Genomic DNA, 18,525 nt, shown 5'->3' on the forward strand with positions numbered 1-18,525 from the left:
TGAGCAGGCGGTTTAGCGCTTGCTGTACTGCGGGGCCTTACGGGCCTTCTTGAGACCGGCCTTCTTGCGCTCGACCGCACGGTCGTCACGGGAGAGGAAGCCGGCCTTCTTCAGCGGGGCGCGGTTGTTGTCCACGTCCGCCTCGTTCAGCGCACGGGCCACACCGAGGCGCAGGGCACCGGCCTGACCCGAGACGCCGCCACCCGAGATGCGGGCGATGACGTCGTAGCGGTTGTCGAGCTCGAGCACCTTGAAGGGCTCGTTGACTTCCTGCTGGTGCACCTTGTTGGGGAAGTAGTCCTCAAGGGTGCGCCCGTTGATCTTCCACTTGCCGGTGCCCGGAACGATCCGGACGCGGGCGATGGCGTTCTTCCGACGGCCAAGGCCGGCGGCGGGCTGCGGGTCGCCGAAGCGGGAAGCCAGCGACTCGCTGGTGTACTCGCCCTCGACGGGAACCTCGGACTCGAAGGTGGTCACCTCGGCGAAAACCTCTTCGCCCTCGGTGCCCTCGACGGGGTTCTCAACAGTGGTCTCGGCCACGATTCTCCTCAGATCTTTCTTTTGGTCTTAGGGGGAGGCCGGAACTACTGCGCGACCTGGGTGATCTCGAACGGGACCGGCTGCTGAGCAGCGTGCGGGTGCTGGTCGCCCGCGTAGACCTTGAGCTTCGAGAGCATCTGACGGCCCAGGGTGTTCTTGGGGATCATGCCCTTGATGGCCTTCTCGACAGCCTTCTCGGGGCTCTTGGCGAGCAGCTCGTCGTAACGGACGGAGCGGAGACCACCCGGGAACCCGGAGTGGCGGTACGCCATCTTCTGGGTCTTCTTGTTGCCGGAGAGGTGAACCTTCTCGGCGTTGATGATGATGACGAAGTCGCCCATGTCCATGTGGGGGGCGTAAATCGCCTTGTGCTTGCCGCGGAGGAGGTTCGCAGCCGTGGTGGCCAGACGACCCAGGACGATGTCCTGCGCGTCAATGATGTGCCACTGGCGCGTCACATCGCCGGGCTTGGGGCTGTACGTACGCACTTCGTAGCCTTCGCTTCTTCAGTGGATGAGGTCCAGACACATGGCACCCCTGAAGCGATCATGCAGCTGGGGCCCACAATGCCGGGAACGCTGTCCGTATGCGAGCCACTGGTAACTGCTCCAGAGAACCTACGTAAGGGCTCTTCGCGTGAGAACGACGAAGCCGATACGTATAACAACCCCCGACAGTACCCGCCCCGCCCGGGACGGGTCAAAACGCGCCGGCCCTACCGCTTCCGCTCGACCCTGCGCTCGTCCCAGACCGGCTCCGCGCTCTCCCGCACCACCCCGTCCGACCCGAACACCAGGTAGCGGTCGAACGACTTCGCGAACCACCGGTCGTGCGTGACGGCCATCACGGTCCCGTCGTATGCCTCGAGACCGTCCTGCAGCGCCTCCGCCGACTCCAGGTCCAGGTTGTCCGTCGGCTCGTCCAGCAGCAGCGCAGTGGTCCCCGCCAGCTCCAGCAGCAGGATCTGGAACCGCGCCTGCTGCCCGCCGGACAGCTTCTCAAAGGGCTGGTCCCCCTGCCGCTCGAGCTCGTACCGGCGCAGTACGGACATGGCCCCGCCCCGGTCCTTCGCGTGCTCGGTCCACAGGATCTCGACGAGCGTGTGCCCCATCAGCTCCGGGTGGGCGTGCGTCTGCGCGAAGTGCCCGGCCACGACCCGCGCGCCCAGCTTCCACTCGCCCGTGTGCGCCACCGGCTCCCCGGCCAGCAGCCGCAGGAAGTGAGACTTGCCCGACCCGTTCGAGCCGAGGACGGCGACCCGTTCCCCGTAGAAGATCTCCAGGTCGAACGGTTCCATCAGCCCGGTCAGTTCGAGCCCCTTGCAGGTCACGGCCCGCACCCCGGTCCGGCCACCGCGCAGCCGCATCTTGATGTCCTGCTCGCGCGGCGGCTCCGGCGGGGGTCCCGCGTCCTCGAACTTCTTGAAGCGGGTCTGCATCGCCCGGTAGCGGGACGCCATGTCGGGGCTGATCGCCGCCTGCTGCCGCAGCCGGTGGACCAGCGCCTTCAGCCGGGCGTGCTCCTCCTCCCAGCGCCGCAGCAGCTCCTCGAACCGCGCGAACCGGTCCTTGCGGGCCTGGTGATACGTATCGAAACCGGCGCCGTGCACCCACACGTCGCTGCCCGCCGGGCTCGGCTCGACGCTGACGATCTTCTCGGCGGCCCTGGACAGCAGCTCCCGGTCGTGGGAGACGAAGAGGACCGTCTTGCGGGTCTCCTTCAGCTTCTCCTCCAGCCACCGCTTTCCGGGGACGTCGAGATAGTTGTCCGGCTCGTCGAGCAGCAGCACCTCGTCCGGCCCGCGCAGCAGCGCCTCCAGCACCAGCCGCTTCTGCTCACCGCCGGACAGCGTGCGCACCTCGCGCCACTGCGCCTTCTCGTACGGGACACCGAGCGCGGCCATGGCGCACATGTCCCACACCGTCTCGGCCTCGTACCCGCGGGCCTCCGCCCAGTCGCTCAGGGCCTGCGCGTACTTCATCTGCGCGGCCTCGTCGTCGACGGTGAGGATCAGCTCCTCGGCCTTGTCGACCGCCAGCGCCGCTTCCCGGATACGGGGCTGGGCAACGGAGACCAGCAGATCCCGGACCGTACGGTCGTCCCGCACGGAGCCCACGAACTGCTGCATCACCCCGAGCCCGCCGCTCACCGACACGGACCCGCCGTGCGGCTGGAGCTCCCCGGCGAGCAGCCTCAGCAACGTGGTCTTTCCGGCGCCGTTCGCCCCCACGAGGGCGACCACGGCCCCGTCCGCGACCCGGAACGAAGCATCGCCGAGCAGCACCCGCCCGTCCGGTAGGTAGTACTCCAGATGGCCTGCTTCAAGATGTCCCATGCACAGCATTGTCACGGGCCGCGCAGCCCTGGCCCAACCGGTTTGTGTTCCGTCTAGGATTCGCCGCATGAGCTTTGGGCAAGGGGGGCCCTCCTGGGGGCCCGGGGGCACACAGACTCCGGACTGGGCTGCGCTGGCCGACGAGTCCGCCACGCGCAGCCGCCGCAAGAAGTGGCTGCTGATCGGAGGCGGCGTGCTCGCCACCGCGGCGGTCGGCGCCATCGTGGCGACGGCGGTCATCTCGACCAACAACGGCACCAGCTCCACCGGCTCCGGCAAGAACGGGAGCGAGCTGCCGGCACCGAGCGACCTGCCGAACAACACCGCCGAGCCCGAGCCGTCCTTCTCCTCGGTGGCACCACCGCCCCCGCCGGACCCGAAGGACTACATATCCGACGTCAAGAAGGACAGGGCGCCGATCACCGTCGACGCGTTCTTCCCCGGCAAGAAGCTGACGATGGGCGACCGCGTCTACGCCAAGGGCGCGACGCAGCAGACGAAGAACTGCGCCGCCACCACCAAGGGCGCGCTCGGCTCGATCCTCGTCAACAACGGCTGCGACCAGGTCATCCGGGCCACGTACAGCAAGGACGGCGTCGCCGTCACCGTCGGCCTCGCGGTCTTCGAGACCGAAGCCCAGGCGAAGAAGGCGGCCCGGCAGTCGAGCGGCAGCATCGCCACGCTGAGCGGCGCGGGTGTGCCGGCCTTCTGCCCCACCGGATCGGTCTGCCGCCGTACCGCCAACTCCTACGGCCGCTACGCCTACTTCGCCATCAGCGGGTTCACCAGCGGCAAGAACATCACCAAGGCCGACAAGAACGCCTTCGCCACCGGTGACGACCTGACGAACTTCACGTTCCGTCAGATCCGCCACCGCGGCGAGCTCCAGGCATCGGCGGCGGCCGCCGCACCCGCCGCCTGACACGGCCCGGGGTTCTCGTGCGCCTTCCGTTCCTCCTCACCCTGCCCCGCGTGCTGCGCCACAGCGCGGCCATCGGCGCCGATCTGCCGCCGGACGAGGCCGTGGTCGTCGACGCCTCGGACACCGCACTCCGTACCGCCCTGACCTCGGCCACGGAGGGCGACCACGGCCCCGCTCGCGAACTGCTCGCCGCGACCCGTGAGCACACCCAGTGGGAGCTGAGAGACGGTTACGTGTCCCGTCTCGCCGAGGCCGCCCTGCACAACCCCGGCTGGCTGGACGCCTGGCTGACCGAATCCCCCGAGGACCCGGACGCGGCTCTGGTCCGGGCGGACCTCTGTATCGACCGGGCCTGGGAGATACGTACGGCAGAACGCGCCAAGCATGTCTCGCGCGAGCAGTTCCGGGCCTTCTTCGCGCTGCTGGAGGACGCGGCCCCGGTGATCGGCAGGGCGGCCGAACTCAACCCCGCCGACCCCGTGCCGTGGCGCATCGCCCTGACCCACGCCCGGGGCAGCCAGGTCCCGCGCGATGTCTTCGACGAGTACTGGGCGCAGGCCCTGGCACGCGACCCGCACCACTACGGATGCCATGCCGCGGCCCTCCAGTACCTGTGTGCGAAGTGGTGGGGTTCGCACGAGGAGATGTTCGGCTTCGCCGAGAGCGCGGCCGATACGGCTCCGCCCGGTTCGAAGCTGCACGCGCTGCCGCTGTCCGCGGCGCTGGAGTACGTGGTCGTGTCCCCCACTCCCGGCACACCCGCCGGCCCCGACCCGTACGCGCCCCGCGTCGCGGCGGCGGTCGCCCGCGCACTGGACCTCTCGGCCGCGTACGGACCGGGCAGCCATGAGGCGGCCGGCTTCCGCAACCACCTGGCCCTGATGCTGCTGCGTACGGAGCGCTGGGACGAAGCGCTGGACGCGTTCCGCAGTATCGGCGTCCATGCCACCAAGTACCCCTGGGGGTACTTCGGCGACGATCCGCGCCAGGAGTTCCTGGAGACCCGCTCGGGCGTCCGTATCCACGTGGCGACACGGACCCCGTTCTTCGGCCGCCCTCCGCAGCCCCGTACCGCCCACGCCGCCACCCCCGTCTGGACACCGGGCGCTCCGTGCGCGGTCGCGATAGCGGCGGCCCGCCCGGCGGACGTGGCACAGGCGGCACTGATGTGCGGCGTCTCGCTCCGCACCGCCCCGGCGACCGCCACGCACACCTACGTCGAGGCCGTCCCGGAAGCCCGGCCCGCCAAACGCTCGGTCCTCTCCACGGAGGACCCGCTGACCACGGCGGCCGACAACTTCACCACCGGCGAGAAGTGGCCCACGCTGGTCCTGCGCCGCGCGCCCGAGCGCTGCGGGCTCACCCTGTTCCGCAAGGGCAGACCCCTGGCCACCCACGAGTGGAACGCCACGTCCCCGGCCCCCGACCACGCCACGGTCGCCGCCACGGCCGAAGCCCTGTCCCGCGCCTTCGCCCTCACCGACCCCCGCCCGCTGACCCACATCCTCCGCTCCACGGGCAACCCGCCCCGCCACCAGTCCGACCTCCTGGCGGCCCTGTCCCTGCCCCCGCTGCCCCCGGGCTTCGGCGACCGCCCGGAAGTCCTCGACACCCTCCCCGACGCCCGGGTCCTCACCCGCCGCGGCCTGCTGGCCGGCATGCGGTCCACGATGACCACCCAGGACGGCGAACACCCGCCGGCCCCGGACGGCCACGAACCCCGCCCACCGAGCTGGTGGCTGCTGCGCATCCTGGGTCTGCTGCTGTTCACGGCAGCCGCGGTCCACGCCTGGTCGACCCCGGACGACCGCCCACTCCGGACGACGACGGCCACACTCGCGGCCCTGTACACGTCAGCCCGGCTGACGAGCGCCTGGCGGCAACGGCGCCGGGCACGCGGCGGGGCCGCAGCAGCCTCGGAATGAGAGCGTCGACGCTTCCGAGCCCACCCGCGCAGGGTCTGCGGGTCCGATGCGACGGGGTTGTGCGCAGCTGAAGGCGTGGGTGGGATGGCGGTCAAGGGCCGTCACGGTGGTGGCCCCGACGTACAACTCGGGGAGCCACATCGAAGCACTGGTCGACTCGATGCTGCGGCAGACGATGCCGGGCGGACGAGTTCGAGGTGCTCACCGCCGTACCGCACCTCACCGAGCAGCTGCTCCGCATCACCCCGTACTGGACCGATCCGCACCGTGACCTGTCGCTGCGCGTCGAGGTCCCCAATCCGCCGAAGCCGGCCACCCCCGCGACGCCGTCCCGCAAGCCGGGCCTGCTCAGCCGGGTCGTCCGGATCGCCCGCAAGCGCTGACGGCCCGGCCCGCGGTTCTCAGCAGCAGCCGGCTCCGGGGAGCGTGCGCACATTGCGCGCCTCCTTGGAGCGGGCGGCCAGCAACTCGTCGGCCGGGTAGGCCACTTCCTCCAGCGTCAGCCCATGGGGGCGGACCACGTGCACGCCGGGGTCCCGCAGCCGTGCCGCCAGCACCTGTGCGGGCCACTCGGCCGGGCGGCGCCCGTCGCCGACGAACAGCGCGGCCCCGATCAGCGCCCGCACCATGTTGTGGCAGAACGCGTCGGCCTGCACGGTCGCCGTCATGATCCCGGACGCCTCGTCCCGCACCCAACTCAGCTTCTGCAGCGTACGGATGGTCGTCGCACCCTCGCGCTTCTTGCAGTACGCGGCGAAGTCGTGCTCCCCGACCATCCGGGCCGCCGCCTCGTTCATGGCGTCGACGTCCAACGGCCGGTCGTGCCACAGCACATGACCCCGCAACAGCGGATCCACCCCACCGGGACGATCGGCGACACGGTACGCGTAACGCCGCCACAGCGCCGAGAACCGGGCATTGAACCCGGCGGGTGCCTCGGCGATCCGCCAGATCCGCACATCGGGCGCCATCCGTCCGGCCATCCGCCGCAGCAGCTTGTCCGCGTGCTCGGCCCACACCTCGTCCGGCAGATCGACATGGGCGACCTGCCCCCGGGCGTGCACCCCGGCATCGGTGCGCCCGGCGACCGTCAGGTCGTACGTCCGCGAGGACCGCGTCACGGTCCGCAGCGCGTCCTCGATCTCCCCCTGGACGGTTCGCCTGCCGGTCTGCTTGGCCCAGCCGGAGAAGCCCTTGCCGTCGTACGCCAGGTCCAGCCGCACCCGTACGAAGCCGGGCTCTACCTCGTCACTCACCGAAGGATCCTTTTCTGCCAGTACATACGGAACGGGCCCGCACCGCCCCGAAGGGTGATGCGGGCCCGTCCAGTGGTCTCAGAACGCTCAGGCGTCCTTGGACTCCGCGTCGGCCTCGGCCGGCTTGGCGTCCTCGACGACCTCGGCCGGAGCCTCGTCCTTCTTGAGGGCGTCTTCCTTGACCGCACGCTTGGTCGCGGCCTCGGCCTCACCGGTGGCCTGCTGGGCCACGGTCAGCGCCTCGACCAGCTCGATGACGGCCATCGGGGCGTTGTCGCCACGACGGTTGCCGATCTTGGTGATGCGGGTGTAACCACCGGGGCGGTTCTCGTACCGCGGGGCGATCTCGGTGAAGAGCGTGTGCACGATGCTCTTGTCCGTGATCGACTGCAGCACCAGGCGACGGTTGTGGATGTCGCCCTTCTTCGCCTTGGTGATGAAACGCTCGGCGACCGGACGCAGGCGGCGGGCCTTGGCCTCGGTCGTGGTGATGCGGCCGTGCTCGAACAGCGACTTCGCAAGGTTGATGAGAAGAAGCTTCTCGTGCGCAGCGCTGCCGCCCAGACGGGCACCCTTGGCGGGCTTCGGCATGGTTTTTCTCCTTGTGTGCTGCACCGGCCGTATCAGGTACCGGTGTCAGTTCCCGTGCAGCGGACGCCACACGGAAGATCAAGAGCCGATCGGGCAATCGATCCGGCAGATGAAGCCGGTCATCGGCCGAAATCGAGCCCGTCCGGCGTTCGAGGACAACGCCCTCACGCCCGAGCCCAAAATCAAGCCCGTCCGGCGATTGAGGACAAAGCCTCACCCGGTCCGGGGCACCCAGCAAACCCGGGCACCCCAGCCGGAGGCGTACTAGTACTGCTCGGTCTCCACGAAACCGGCGTCCGCGTCGTCATCCGCGCCGAACGCATCGGCCGCGGCCGTCGGGTCGAATCCGGGCGGGCTGTCCTTGAGCGCCAGGCCCATACCGGCCAGCTTCGCCTTGACCTCGTCGATCGACTTCGCACCGAAGTTGCGGATGTCGAGCAGGTCGGCCTCGGAACGAGCCACGAGCTCACCCACGGAGTGGATGCCCTCGCGCTTGAGGCAGTTGTACGAACGGACCGTGAGCTCGAGCTCCTCGATCGGCAGCGCCAGATCGGCAGCGAGCGCGGCGTCCGTCGGGGACGGGCCCATGTCGATGCCCTCGGCGTCGATGTTGAGCTCGCGCGCCAGACCGAACAGCTCGACCAGGGTCTTACCGGCCGAAGCCATGGCGTCACGGGGACGCATGGCCTGCTTGGTCTCGACGTCGACGATCAGCTTGTCGAAGTCGGTGCGCTGCTCGACACGGGTCGCCTCGACCTTGTACGTGACCTTGAGCACCGGCGAGTAGATGGAGTCGACCGGGATACGGCCGATCTCCTGGCCCACCTGCTTGTTCTGGACGGCGGAGACGTAGCCGCGACCGCGCTCGACGGTCAGCTCCATCTCCAGCTTGCCCTTGCCGTTCAGCGTGGCCAGGACCAGGTCCGGGTTGTGGACCTCGACACCGGCCGGCGGGGCGATGTCAGCAGCGGTGACCAGGCCGGGACCCTGCTTGCGCAGGTACATCACGACCGGCTCGTCGTGCTCCGAGGAGACGACCAGCTGCTTGATGTTGAGGATGAGGTCGGTGACGTCCTCCTTGACGCCCGGCACGGTGGTGAACTCGTGCAGGACACCGTCGATCCGGATGCTGGTGACAGCAGCGCCGGGGATCGAGGAGAGGAGCGTACGGCGAAGAGAGTTGCCGAGGGTGTAGCCGAAGCCCGGCTCCAGCGGCTCGATGACGAACCGGGAGCGGAACTCGTCAACGACCTCTTCGGTCAGCGACGGACGCTGAGCGATAAGCATGTTGCGTTCCTTCAGTCGTGGGCGCCCACTATTTGACGCCCCCAGATACTGACAAGGGTACGGGCGGCACGACCCGAAAGAGCCGTACCGCCCGGACCCACGAACTACTACTTGGAGTAGAGCTCGACGATCAGCTGCTCCTGCACCTGGGTGTCGATCACCTGGCGCTCGGGCAGGGAGTGCACGAGGATCCGCATCGTCGACGGCACGGATTCGAGCCACGCCGGTACGGTGCGCTCGCCGGCCTCGGCCTGGGCCACCTGGAAGGGGGTCAGGGCCTTGGACTTCTGACGAACCTCGATGACGTCGTTCACAGCGACGCGGGCCGACGGAATGTCGGTCTTCGTGCCGTTCACAGCGATGTGTCCGTGACGCACCAGCTGACGGGCGTGGTCGCGGGACTTGGCGAAGCCTGCCCGGTAGACCACGTTGTCGAGGCGGGTCTCAAGGATGCGCAGAAGGTTCTCACCGGTCTTGCCGGTCTTCTGGTTCGCTTCCTTGTAGTAGTTCACGAACTGTCGTTCAAGAACACCGTAGATCCGCGAGCACTTCTGCTTCTCACGAAGCTGAAGAAGGTACTCGCTGTCCTTGGTGCGCCCGCGTCCGTGCTCACCCGGGGGGTAAGGACGGATCTCGATCGGGCACTTCGCGCTCTCGCACTTGCTGCCCTTGAGGAACAGCTTCTGCTTCTCCCGACGGCAACGCTTGCAGTCGGCCCCGGTGTATCGCGCCATTTTCCAGTTGTCTCCGTTGCTTCAGACGGAATCAGACGCGGCGGCGCTTGGGCGGCCGGCATCCGTTGTGCGGAGTGGGGGTGACGTCCTGGATCGAACCGACCTCCAGGCCGGTGGCCTGGAGCGAACGGATCGCGGTCTCGCGGCCGGAGCCCGGACCCTTGACGAAGACGTCAACCTTGCGCATGCCGTGCTCCTGCGCGCGGCGGGCGGCCGACTCGGCGGCCATCTGCGCGGCGAAGGGGGTGGACTTGCGCGAGCCCTTGAAGCCGACGTGGCCGGCGGAGGCCCAGGAGATCACGTTGCCCGAGGGGTCCGTGATCGAGACGATCGTGTTGTTGAACGTGCTCTTGATGTGCGCGTGGCCGTGAGCGACGTTCTTCTTTTCCTTGCGACGCACCTTCTTGGCTGCGCCCTGACGACCCTTGGGGGGCATGTCTTGACTCCAGATGGAGAGGGGAGGTGATCGGTCCTACAGCGAAGACCGCTGGTTGCTGCGGATGGCCGGTGGCCCGGATGCCCGCAGTGCGTCCGCTGAGGACTACTTCTTGCCCGGCTTCTTCTTACCGGCGATCGCGCGACGCGGGCCCTTGCGGGTACGAGCGTTCGTGCTGGTGCGCTGGCCGTGGACCGGCAGGCCGCGGCGGTGACGCAGACCCTGGTAACAGCCGATCTCGACCTTGCGGCGGATGTCGGCCTGAATCTCGCGACGGAGGTCACCCTCGGTGCGGAGGTTGGCGTCCACGTACTCGCGGATCTTGACCAGGTCCTCTTCGGCCAGGTCGCGAACGCGGGTGTTGGGGTTCACGCCAGTGGTGGCGAGAATCTCCTTGGACCGGGTGCGCCCGATACCGAAGACGTAGGTGAGGGCAACCTCCACGCGCTTTTCGCGCGGGATGTCAACACCTGAAACGCGTGCCATTCAATGGCTCCAGTTGTTAATTCGGGGGTCTTCCGCAGCGCCACTCCCGATCGCCGACCTCTCGTGACGAGAGGTGGTACGCCCGGGTCCCCGGCCCCCGCCGGAGGTGTCGTCAGCCGAAGCTTGGACGGACTCTGCGTATGTACGTATTACGTGCGTCGCGCGAAGTGCTGCGAGATGCAGGGGGTCGTGCGTCAGCCCTGGCGCTGCTTGTGGCGCAGGTTGTCGCAGATGACCATGACCCGACCGTGACGGCGGATCACCTTGCACTTGTCGCAGATCTTCTTGACGCTCGGCTTGACCTTCATGGGATGTCAGGTTCTCCGGGTCAGTGCCATCACCACGCCGAAGCGAGGTGCGGGCAAGATCTACTTGTAGCGGTAGACGATCCGGCCACGCGTCAGGTCGTACGGAGAGAGCTCCACGACGACCCGGTCATCCGGAAGGATTCGGATGTAGTGCATCCGCATCTTGCCGCTGATGTGCGCGAGGACCTTGTGACCGTTCTGGAGTTCCACCTTGAACATGGCGTTCGGGAGGGACTCGATCACGGTGCCCTCAATTTCGATGGCACCTTGCTTCTTGGCCACGCTTCGCCTTTCGAATCGGCTACCTTGATCGACTTTCGGCATCGCATGTGGACATGTGGACACACTGATGCACGAGAGCCGACGAGTCAGTCTACGTCAGCGGACCTCAAAAGACGAATCCGTCAAGTTTGCCCACCCCAGGAGATCCTTAGACCTCCACAAGGGGGGCAAATCGACCTGTGGGGTCTCCCCTGGTCCTTAAGACCTTGGGGAAGGGGCCGGCGCGGCCTCGATCCCGACCCCTCCCCCACGCAGCCCTCGCGGGCTCGGCGCCAGGGCGCCTCACAAGCTTCGGCCGGCTGCAACGGACTCCGTCCGCCGGGCGAGTGATCAGCCCAGTGGGTCCGGAGCCGCCTCGATCCCGTACTGGGCCAGCTTCGCCTTGCCGCAGTCGGGGGCCGTCAGGACCAGCGGGCCCTGCTCGGTGAGGGCGATCGAGTGCTCCCAGTGGGAGGACCAGGTGCCGTCCGTCGTGATCACGGTCCAGTCGTCCTGGAGCACCTCGGTCTGCGCCGTACCGAGCGAGACCATCGGCTCGATGGCCAGGCAGACGCCGGGCACGAGCTTGATGCCCTTGCCGCGCTTGCGGGCGACATAGTTCAGCAGGTGCGGGTCCATGTGCATTTCGGTACCGATGCCGTGGCCGCCGTAGTCCTCGATGATCCCGTACTTGCCTGTGGCAGGGCGGGGCTGGCGGCGGATGTAGGACTCGATCGCCTTCGAGATGTCGACGAGGCGGTTGTTCACCTTCATCGCGGCGATACCGGCCCACATGGACTCCTCGGTGACCCGGGAGAGCTCGATAAGCTCCGGAGCGTGACCGGTGCCGACGAAGGCCGTGTATGCGGCGTCGCCGTGCCAGCCGTCGACGATCGCGCCGGCGTCGATGGAGATGATGTCGCCGTCCTTGAGGACGGTCTTGTCGTCCGGGATGCCATGGACGACGACCTCATTGACCGAGGTGCAGATGGTCGCGGGGAACCCGCCGTACCCGAGGAAGTTCGACTTCGCACCGTGATCGGCGATCACCTTGCGGGCGACCTGGTCCAGGTCCAGCGTGGTGGCGCCGGGAACCGCCGCCTCGCGGGTGGCCGCGTGAATGGCAGCGACCACCAGCCCCGCCTCACGCATCTTCGCGATCTGCTCGGGGGTCTTGATCTGCACCATTGCGCGGCGCCTCTCTGCATCGGACTGCATCGAACGGTGACGGGTGCGGCCGTACTCAACGATACGGCGCAAACAGTCGGCCGCGGCGCCCATGGGCGCCGCGGCCGACTGCACAAGTACTGCGGGGTTTTCTCTCAGTCCTGGTTGGACTTGAGAGCCTCCATAGCCCGCTCGGTCACATCGGTGACCTTGCCGAGCGCGGAGATGGTGACCACCAGGTTCTGGGCCCTGTAGTAGTCGATGATCGGCTCGGTCTGCGTGTGGTAGACCTCCAGCCGAGTGCGAACCGTCTCCTCGGAGTCGTCGTCGCGCTGGTACAGCTCACCGCCGCAGGTGTCGCAGACGCCCTCCGTCTTCGGCGGGTTGTACGTCACGTGGAAGACGTGCGCACTGTCGTTGCGGCAGATCCGGCGGCCCGCGATCCGCTTGACGACCTCGTCCTCGGGGACCTCCAGGTCGAGAACCGCGTCCAGCTTCACGCCCTCGTCCTTGAGCATCGCGTCAAGAGCCTCGGCCTGACCCACATTGCGCGGGAAGCCGTCCAGCAGGAAGCCGTTCACGGCATCCGGCTGGGACATACGGTCCTTGGCCATCGCGATGGTGACCTCGTCCGGCACCAACTGTCCTGCGTCCATGTAGGCGCGGGCCTGCTTGCCAAGGTCCGTGCCCTGGCTGATGTTGGCGCGGAAGAGGTCGCCCGTGGAGATGTGCGGAATCGACAGGTTCTTGGCAAGGAACGCAGCCTGCGTTCCCTTGCCGGCACCGGGCGGCCCGACGAGGACGATTCGCATCAGCGGAGGAACCCTTCGTAATTGCGCTGCTGGAGCTGACTCTCAATCTGCTTCACGGTCTCCAGACCCACACCCACGATGATGAGGATGCTTGTCCCGCCGAACGGGAAGTTCGCGTTGGCACCGCCGAAGCCTGCCAACGCCATCGTCGGCACGAGAGCGATCAGACCCAGGTACAGCGAGCCCGGCCAAGTGATCCTGTTGAGCACGTAGCTCAGGTACTCGGCGGTAGGTCGACCAGCCCGGATACCCGGGATGAAGCCACCATACTTCTTCATGTTGTCGGCGACTTCCTCGGGGTTGAACGAAATCGCCACATAGAAGAAGGCGAAGAAGACGATCAACAGGAAGTACGCCGTGATGTAGTACGGGTGGTCGCCCTTGACGAAGTTGTCCTTGATCCAGGTCGCCCAGCCCGCAGTGGAGTTGGAGAACTGGACGATCAGGGCCGGGATGTAGAGCAGCGAAGAAGCGAAGATGACGGGAATCACACCCGCCTGATTCACCTTCAGCGGAATGTACGTCGACGTACCGCCGTACGACCGGCGGCCGATCATGCGCTTCGCGTACTGCACCGGGATACGGCGCTGGGCCTGCTCGACGAAGACGACGAGGCCCACCATCACGAAGCCGATCAGGATGACGGTGCCGAACTCGATCCAGCCGTCGGCCAGCTTGCCGCTGGTCTTGATGGCCCACAGGGCGCCGGGGAAGCTGGCGGCGATCGAGATGAACATCAGGATCGACATGCCGTTGCCGATGCCACGGTCGGTGATGAGCTCACCGAGCCACATGACGGCCGCGGTACCCGCGGTCATCGTGATCACCATGACGATGGTCGTGAAGATCGACTGGTTCGGCACGATCTGGTCGGCGACCGGGCAGCCGCTGAACAGCGCGCCACTGGTGGCGGTGGCCACCAGGCCGGTGCCCTGGAGGATGGCGAGCGCGACGGTCAGATAACGCGTGTACTGCGTGATCTTCGCCTGGCCGGACTGCCCCTCCTTCTTGAGCGCCTCGAGTCGGGGAATCACCACGGTCAGCAGCTGAAGAATGATGCTGGCCGTGATGTACGGCATGATGCCGAGCGCGAAGATCGTGATCTGCAGCAGTGCACCACCGCTGAACATGTTCACCAGGCCGAAGAGGCTGTTGTTGCCCTTGCTGGCCTGATCAACACAGGTCTGGACGTTCTCGTAGCTCACTCCCGGTACCGGGATGTGTGCCCCGAGCCGGTAGAGCACGATGATGCCGAGCGTGAAGAGCAGCTTCTTGCGCAGGTCGGGCGTCTTGAACGCCCGGGCGAACGCGGTGAGCACGGTGCCTCCTGCGACCCCCGCGCAATGCGTAGAGGTGACGGTCTTGAGGATCGACGAATACGTAACAGTCAAAGGTCCCCGGGCAGGCGCCCAGGGGGTTACCACACAACAACGCACGCCACCTTACCGGCGACCATGCCCACCTAGGAACGACCAACCGGGGATGCCCCAAATGAGAGGCATCCCCGGTCGGATGTTCAGGCCATCGAGTTGTCTCAGACGAGCTCGGTGACGGTGCCGCCGGCGGCGGCAATCTTCTCCTTGGCGGAGCCGGAGACGGCGTCAACCGAAACCTGCAGTGCCACGGAGATCTCGCCCTGTCCGAGGACCTTGACGAGGTGGTTGTTGCGCACCGCACCCTTGGCGACCAGGTCGGCCACGGTGACCTCTCCACCCTCGGGGTAGAGCGTCGCGAGCTTGTCCAGGTTCACGACCTGGTACTCGGTGCGGAACGGGTTCTTGAAGCCCTTGAGCTTCGGGAGACGCATGTGGAGGGGCATCTGCCCACCCTCGAAGCGCTCCGGAACCTGGTAACGGGCCTTGGTGCCCTTGGTGCCACGACCGGCGGTCTTACCCTTGGACGCCTCACCACGACCCACACGGGTCTTGGCGGTCTTGGCGCCCGGGGCGGGCCGGAGGTCATGGGCCTTCAGCGGCTTGTTCTCCGCCATGTCAGTCGACCTCCTCAACCGTCACGAGGTGGCGGACGGTGTGCACCATTCCGCGGAACTCGGGGCGGTCCTCCTTGACAACCACGTCGTGCAGGCGCTTGAGCCCGAGCGAACGAAGGGTGTCGCGGTGGTTCTGCTTGCTGCCGATGTACGACTTCGTCTGCGTGATCTTGAGGCGAGCCATTACGCACCCGCTCCCGCACGTGCACGAAGCAGAGCCGCGGGGGCGACGTCCTCGAGGGGCAGACCACGGCGAGCCGCGATCTCCTCGGGACGCTGCAGGCCCTTGAGGGCCGCCACGGTCGCGTGCACGATGTTGATCGCGTTGGACGAGCCAAGCGACTTCGACAGGATGTCGTGAACGCCGGCGCACTCCAGAACGGCGCGCACCGGGCCACCGGCGATAACACCGGTACCGGGGGAAGCCGGCTTCAGCAGCACGACACCCGCGGCCCGCTCGCCCGTGATCGGGTGAGGGATGGTGCCCTGGATGCGCGGAACCTTGAAGAAGCTCTTCTTGGCTTCTTCCACGCCCTTGGCGATGGCCGCGGGAACTTCCTTGGCCTTGCCGTAACCGACACCGACGGTGCCGTCACCATCGCCCACCACGACCAGCGCGGTGAAGCTGAAGCGACGACCACCCTTCACAACCTTGGCGACGCGGTTGATCGCGACAACGCGCTCAACGTACGCGGTCTTCTCGGCGGCAGCTGCGCCGCCGTCACGGCCCTTCCGGTCCCGCCGCTCGCCGCCACCGGCACCGCTTCCGCGGCGCTGGGGTCCAGCCATTGGATTTACCTCTCTCTGTTACGTCCGCTGTGCGTAGGAACCGGGGCTTAGAACTTCAGCCCGGCTTCACGGGCGGCGTCAGCCAGAGCGGCAATCCGCCCGGCGTACTGGTTACCACCGCGGTCAAACACGACGGCCTCGACGCCTGCGGCCTTGGCGCGCTCAGCGACCAGGGCGCCGACCTGCTTGGCCTGGGTGCTCTTGTCGCCCTCGCCACCACGGATGGACACGTCCAGGGTCGACGCCGACGCGAGCGTGTGGCCCGCGATGTCGTCGATGACCTGAGCGACCATGTGGCGGTTGGAACGCGTCACGACCAAGCGCGGACGCTCCGGCGAACCGGAGATGTGCTTGCGGACGCGGATGTGGCGACGCTTGAGGGCGGCACGCTTGTACGCGTCACCCTTGGCGATCTTTACGCCGTATGCCATCGCTACTTACCAGCCTTTCCGACCTTGCGGCGGATGACCTCGCCGGCGTACTTGACGCCCTTGGCCTTGTACGGGTCAGGCTTCCGCAGCTTGCGGATCTTGGCCGCGGTCTCGCCGACCTTCTGCTTGTCGATGCCCTCGACGGAGAACTTCGTGGGGGACTCCACCTTGAAGGTGATGCCCTCCGGGGCCTCGATCAGGATCGGGTGGCTGTAGCCCAGGGCGAACTCCAGGTTGGAGCCCTTCGCCTGGACGCGGTAACCGACACCACTGATCTCGAGCGCCTTGGTGTATCCCTGGGTCACACCGGTGATCATGTTCGCCACCAGCGTGCGGGACAGGCCGTGAAGGGCCTTGTTCTGACGCTCGTCGTTCGGGCGGGCGACGTTCAGAACGCCGTCCTCACCCTTGGTGACCTCGATCGGCGCGGCAACGGTGTGCGAGAGGGTGCCCTTGGGGCCCTTCACCGCGACCGTACGGCCATCGATGGTGACGTCCACACCGGCGGGAACCTGGATGGGGAGCTTGCCGATTCGCGACATGAGCTATTCCTCCGTTCCCGACTACCAGACGTAGGCGAGGACTTCCCCACCTACGCCCTTCTTGCTGGCCTGCTGGCCGGTCAGGAGACCGTGGGACGTGGAAATGATCGCCACGCCCAGGCCGCCGAGGACCTTCGGCAGGTTGGTGGACTTTGCGTATACACGCAGACCCGGCTTCGAGATTCGCTTGATGCCGGCGATCGAGCGCTCGCGGTTCGGGCCGAACTTCAGCTCGAGGACGAGGTTCTTGCCGACCTCGGCGTCCTCGACCTTCCAGCCCGTGATGAAGCCCTCCTGCTGGAGGATCTCCGCGATGTGCGACTTGATCTTGCTGTGCGGCATCACGACGTCGTCGTGGTACGCCGAGTTCGCGTTACGCAGACGCGTGAGCATGTCTGCGATGGGATCAGTCATGGTCATGAATTGGCCTTCGGCCTCTCTCGCCGGGGTTTCCTGTATGCGCCATCCCTCTCCCCACTCAGTGGCGGGACGGGTGCGGTGCGGGGACCTACGGCGTAGTAAGTCGGTCTAGGGCGGCAGGCGCCCAACCCCACAAGCCTACGGCATGTGAGGGCGGGCTCCTGCCGACCAGATGCTTACCGAGAGCTTCCGTCAATTCCCAACGCCCAAAGGGCGAAGGAGAATTACCAGGAGCTCTTGGTCACGCCCGGCAGCTCGCCACGGTGAGCCATCTCACGAAGGCACACGCGGCACAGGCCGAACTTGCGGTAGACGGAGTGGGGCCGGCCGCAGCGCTGGCAGCGGGTGTACCCGCGAACGCCGAACTTCGGCTTACGGGCGGCCTTAGCGATCAGGGACTTCTTCGCCACGGTCAGTTCTCCTTGAACGGGAAGCCGAGGTGACGAAGGAGGGCACGACCCTCGTCGTCATTGGTCGCCGTGGTGACCACGGTGATGTCCATGCCCCGGACCCGGTCGATCTTGTCCTGGTCGATCTCGTGGAACATGACCTGCTCCGTGAGACCGAAGGTGTAGTTGCCACGGCCGTCGAACTGCTTCGGCGACAGACCACGGAAGTCACGGATACGCGGCAGCGCGAGCGACAGCGTACGGTCCAGGAACTCCCACATCCGGTCACCACGAAGGGTGACGTGGCAGCCGATCGGCTGACCCTCGCGCAGCTTGAACTGCGCGATGGACTTGCGGGCCTTGGTGACAGCCGGCTTCTGGCCGGTGATCGTGGTGAGGTCGCGCACGGCGCCATCGATCAGCTTGGAGTCGCGGGCGGCGTCGCCCACACCCATGTTGACCACGATCTTGACCAGGCCGGGGATCTGCATGACGTTCTCGAACGAGAACTCCTCACGCAGCTTGCCGGTGATTTCCTCGCGGTACTTCGTCTTCAGACGCGGAGTGGTGGTGGTAGCCATCAGATGTCCTCACCCGTCCGCTTGGCAACGCGGATCTTGTTGCCTTCGTCGTCGAAGCGGTAACCGACGCGCGTGACGACCTTGTTGCCGTCCTTCTCCACGACGAGCTGAACGTTGCTCACGTGGATGGGGGCCTCGGTCGTGACGATGCCACCGGTCTGCGAACCGCGAGCGGTCTGACCGGCCTTGGTGTGCTTCTTGACCCGGTTGACACCCTCGACGAGGACGCGGTCCTGAGCGGGGTAGGCCACGACGACCTTGCCCTGCTTGCCCTTGTCCTTACCGGTGATGACCTGAACCAGGTCGCCCTTCTTGATCTTCAT

At 67.0% G+C, this 18,525-nt stretch carries 26 protein-coding genes; 3 read left to right on the forward strand and 23 right to left on the reverse strand.

Features of this window, described 5'->3' with window-relative positions:
- Positions 1-12 precede the first annotated feature (12 nt).
- The 3 genes from rpsI to NRF20_RS18720 form a co-directional block, all read right to left on the reverse strand.
- The gene (rpsI, locus tag NRF20_RS18710) at positions 13-540 is read right to left on the reverse strand and encodes a 30S ribosomal protein S9 (RefSeq protein ID WP_030914197.1); all 528 of its coding nucleotides are present in this window, start codon (positions 538-540) and stop codon (positions 13-15) included.
- 44 nt (positions 541-584) lie between these two features.
- Positions 585-1,028, reverse strand: coding sequence for a 50S ribosomal protein L13 (rplM, locus tag NRF20_RS18715; protein ID WP_114246110.1), 444 nt, complete (start codon positions 1,026-1,028; stop codon positions 585-587).
- 227 nt (positions 1,029-1,255) lie between these two features.
- Positions 1,256-2,884, reverse strand: coding sequence for an ABC-F family ATP-binding cassette domain-containing protein (locus tag NRF20_RS18720; protein WP_413754580.1), 1,629 nt, complete (start codon positions 2,882-2,884; stop codon positions 1,256-1,258).
- Positions 2,885-2,942: 58 nt separating this feature from the next.
- On the opposite strand from NRF20_RS18720, the gene NRF20_RS18725 reads away from it, so the two are divergent.
- From NRF20_RS18725 to NRF20_RS18735, 3 genes are all read left to right on the forward strand, one after another.
- Positions 2,943-3,797 (forward strand): hypothetical protein, encoded by an 855-nt coding sequence (locus tag NRF20_RS18725; RefSeq protein ID WP_413752943.1) that lies wholly within the window; start codon positions 2,943-2,945, stop codon positions 3,795-3,797.
- Between the two features lie 50 nt (positions 3,798-3,847).
- The gene (locus tag NRF20_RS18730) at positions 3,848-5,722 is read left to right on the forward strand and encodes a hypothetical protein (RefSeq protein ID WP_413752944.1); all 1,875 of its coding nucleotides are present in this window, start codon (positions 3,848-3,850) and stop codon (positions 5,720-5,722) included.
- Positions 5,723-5,919: 197 nt separating this feature from the next.
- Positions 5,920-6,105 carry a hypothetical protein gene (locus tag NRF20_RS18735; RefSeq protein WP_413752945.1) on the forward strand — a complete coding sequence of 62 codons (186 nt, stop codon included), beginning with the start codon at positions 5,920-5,922 and terminating at the stop codon, positions 6,103-6,105.
- Between the two features lie 18 nt (positions 6,106-6,123).
- Here the strand turns inward: NRF20_RS18735 and truA are convergent, their stop codons facing one another.
- The 20 genes from truA to rplX all read right to left on the reverse strand — a co-directional run bounded on the left by truA (position 6,124) and on the right by rplX (position 18,525).
- Positions 6,124-6,978, reverse strand: coding sequence for a tRNA pseudouridine(38-40) synthase TruA (truA, locus tag NRF20_RS18740; RefSeq protein WP_266358723.1), 855 nt, complete (start codon positions 6,976-6,978; stop codon positions 6,124-6,126).
- Between the two features lie 87 nt (positions 6,979-7,065).
- Positions 7,066-7,569, reverse strand: coding sequence for a 50S ribosomal protein L17 (rplQ, locus tag NRF20_RS18745; protein ID WP_189275024.1), 504 nt, complete (start codon positions 7,567-7,569; stop codon positions 7,066-7,068).
- A gap of 264 nt (positions 7,570-7,833) precedes the next feature.
- On the reverse strand, positions 7,834-8,856 hold the full coding sequence (locus NRF20_RS18750) for a DNA-directed RNA polymerase subunit alpha (protein WP_003966937.1): 1,023 nt from the start codon (positions 8,854-8,856) through the stop codon (positions 7,834-7,836).
- Between the two features lie 107 nt (positions 8,857-8,963).
- Positions 8,964-9,590, reverse strand: coding sequence for a 30S ribosomal protein S4 (gene rpsD, locus NRF20_RS18755; RefSeq protein WP_398631344.1), 627 nt, complete (start codon positions 9,588-9,590; stop codon positions 8,964-8,966).
- 31 nt (positions 9,591-9,621) lie between these two features.
- The gene (gene rpsK, locus NRF20_RS18760) at positions 9,622-10,026 is read right to left on the reverse strand and encodes a 30S ribosomal protein S11 (RefSeq protein WP_003956432.1); all 405 of its coding nucleotides are present in this window, start codon (positions 10,024-10,026) and stop codon (positions 9,622-9,624) included.
- A 105-nt stretch (positions 10,027-10,131) separates the two neighbouring features.
- Positions 10,132-10,512, reverse strand: a complete 381-nt coding sequence (rpsM, locus tag NRF20_RS18765) for a 30S ribosomal protein S13 (RefSeq protein ID WP_018519286.1) — start codon at positions 10,510-10,512, stop codon at positions 10,132-10,134.
- Positions 10,513-10,706: 194 nt separating this feature from the next.
- Positions 10,707-10,820, reverse strand: coding sequence for a 50S ribosomal protein L36 (gene rpmJ / locus NRF20_RS18770; RefSeq protein ID WP_003956441.1), 114 nt, complete (start codon positions 10,818-10,820; stop codon positions 10,707-10,709).
- 60 nt (positions 10,821-10,880) lie between these two features.
- A complete protein-coding gene (gene infA, locus NRF20_RS18775; RefSeq protein WP_003956442.1) occupies positions 10,881-11,102 on the reverse strand; it encodes a translation initiation factor IF-1 in 222 nt (73 codons plus the stop codon).
- Between the two features lie 330 nt (positions 11,103-11,432).
- Complete coding sequence (gene map / locus NRF20_RS18780; protein WP_327273498.1) at positions 11,433-12,269, reverse strand: type I methionyl aminopeptidase; 837 nt, start codon at positions 12,267-12,269, stop codon at positions 11,433-11,435.
- A gap of 134 nt (positions 12,270-12,403) precedes the next feature.
- Positions 12,404-13,060, reverse strand: a complete 657-nt coding sequence (locus tag NRF20_RS18785; RefSeq protein WP_266358726.1) for an adenylate kinase — start codon at positions 13,058-13,060, stop codon at positions 12,404-12,406.
- Positions 13,060-14,379 (reverse strand): preprotein translocase subunit SecY, encoded by a 1,320-nt coding sequence (gene secY, locus NRF20_RS18790; protein WP_093540755.1) that lies wholly within the window; start codon positions 14,377-14,379, stop codon positions 13,060-13,062. Before secY ends, NRF20_RS18785 begins: the two co-directional genes overlap by 1 nt.
- Positions 14,380-14,594: 215 nt before the next feature.
- Positions 14,595-15,050 carry a 50S ribosomal protein L15 gene (gene rplO / locus NRF20_RS18795; RefSeq protein ID WP_018550610.1) on the reverse strand — a complete coding sequence of 152 codons (456 nt, stop codon included), beginning with the start codon at positions 15,048-15,050 and terminating at the stop codon, positions 14,595-14,597.
- Position 15,051: 1 nt separating this feature from the next.
- The gene (gene rpmD / locus NRF20_RS18800) at positions 15,052-15,234 is read right to left on the reverse strand and encodes a 50S ribosomal protein L30 (protein WP_018550611.1); all 183 of its coding nucleotides are present in this window, start codon (positions 15,232-15,234) and stop codon (positions 15,052-15,054) included.
- A complete protein-coding gene (gene rpsE, locus NRF20_RS18805) occupies positions 15,234-15,839 on the reverse strand; it encodes a 30S ribosomal protein S5 (RefSeq protein ID WP_266913326.1) in 606 nt (201 codons plus the stop codon). Before rpsE ends, rpmD begins: the two co-directional genes overlap by 1 nt.
- 47 nt (positions 15,840-15,886) lie before the next feature.
- Positions 15,887-16,270: a 50S ribosomal protein L18 gene (rplR, locus tag NRF20_RS18810; RefSeq protein WP_093540756.1), complete on the reverse strand. Its 384-nt coding sequence runs from the start codon at positions 16,268-16,270 to the stop codon at positions 15,887-15,889.
- A gap of 2 nt (positions 16,271-16,272) precedes the next feature.
- Positions 16,273-16,812, reverse strand: a complete 540-nt coding sequence (gene rplF / locus NRF20_RS18815; protein ID WP_266358727.1) for a 50S ribosomal protein L6 — start codon at positions 16,810-16,812, stop codon at positions 16,273-16,275.
- A gap of 21 nt (positions 16,813-16,833) precedes the next feature.
- Complete coding sequence (gene rpsH, locus NRF20_RS18820; RefSeq protein WP_030351444.1) at positions 16,834-17,232, reverse strand: 30S ribosomal protein S8; 399 nt, start codon at positions 17,230-17,232, stop codon at positions 16,834-16,836.
- A gap of 224 nt (positions 17,233-17,456) precedes the next feature.
- Positions 17,457-17,642, reverse strand: a complete 186-nt coding sequence (locus NRF20_RS18825; RefSeq protein ID WP_024491590.1) for a type Z 30S ribosomal protein S14 — start codon at positions 17,640-17,642, stop codon at positions 17,457-17,459.
- A gap of 2 nt (positions 17,643-17,644) precedes the next feature.
- Positions 17,645-18,202 (reverse strand): 50S ribosomal protein L5, encoded by a 558-nt coding sequence (gene rplE, locus NRF20_RS18830; protein WP_398632661.1) that lies wholly within the window; start codon positions 18,200-18,202, stop codon positions 17,645-17,647.
- Complete coding sequence (rplX, locus tag NRF20_RS18835) at positions 18,202-18,525, reverse strand: 50S ribosomal protein L24 (RefSeq protein ID WP_398632662.1); 324 nt, start codon at positions 18,523-18,525, stop codon at positions 18,202-18,204. Before rplX ends, rplE begins: the two co-directional genes overlap by 1 nt.

The sequence above is a fragment of the Streptomyces sp. R-74717 genome (assembly GCF_047305335.1).
GTDB lineage: Bacteria > Actinomycetota > Actinomycetes > Streptomycetales > Streptomycetaceae > Streptomyces > Streptomyces atratus.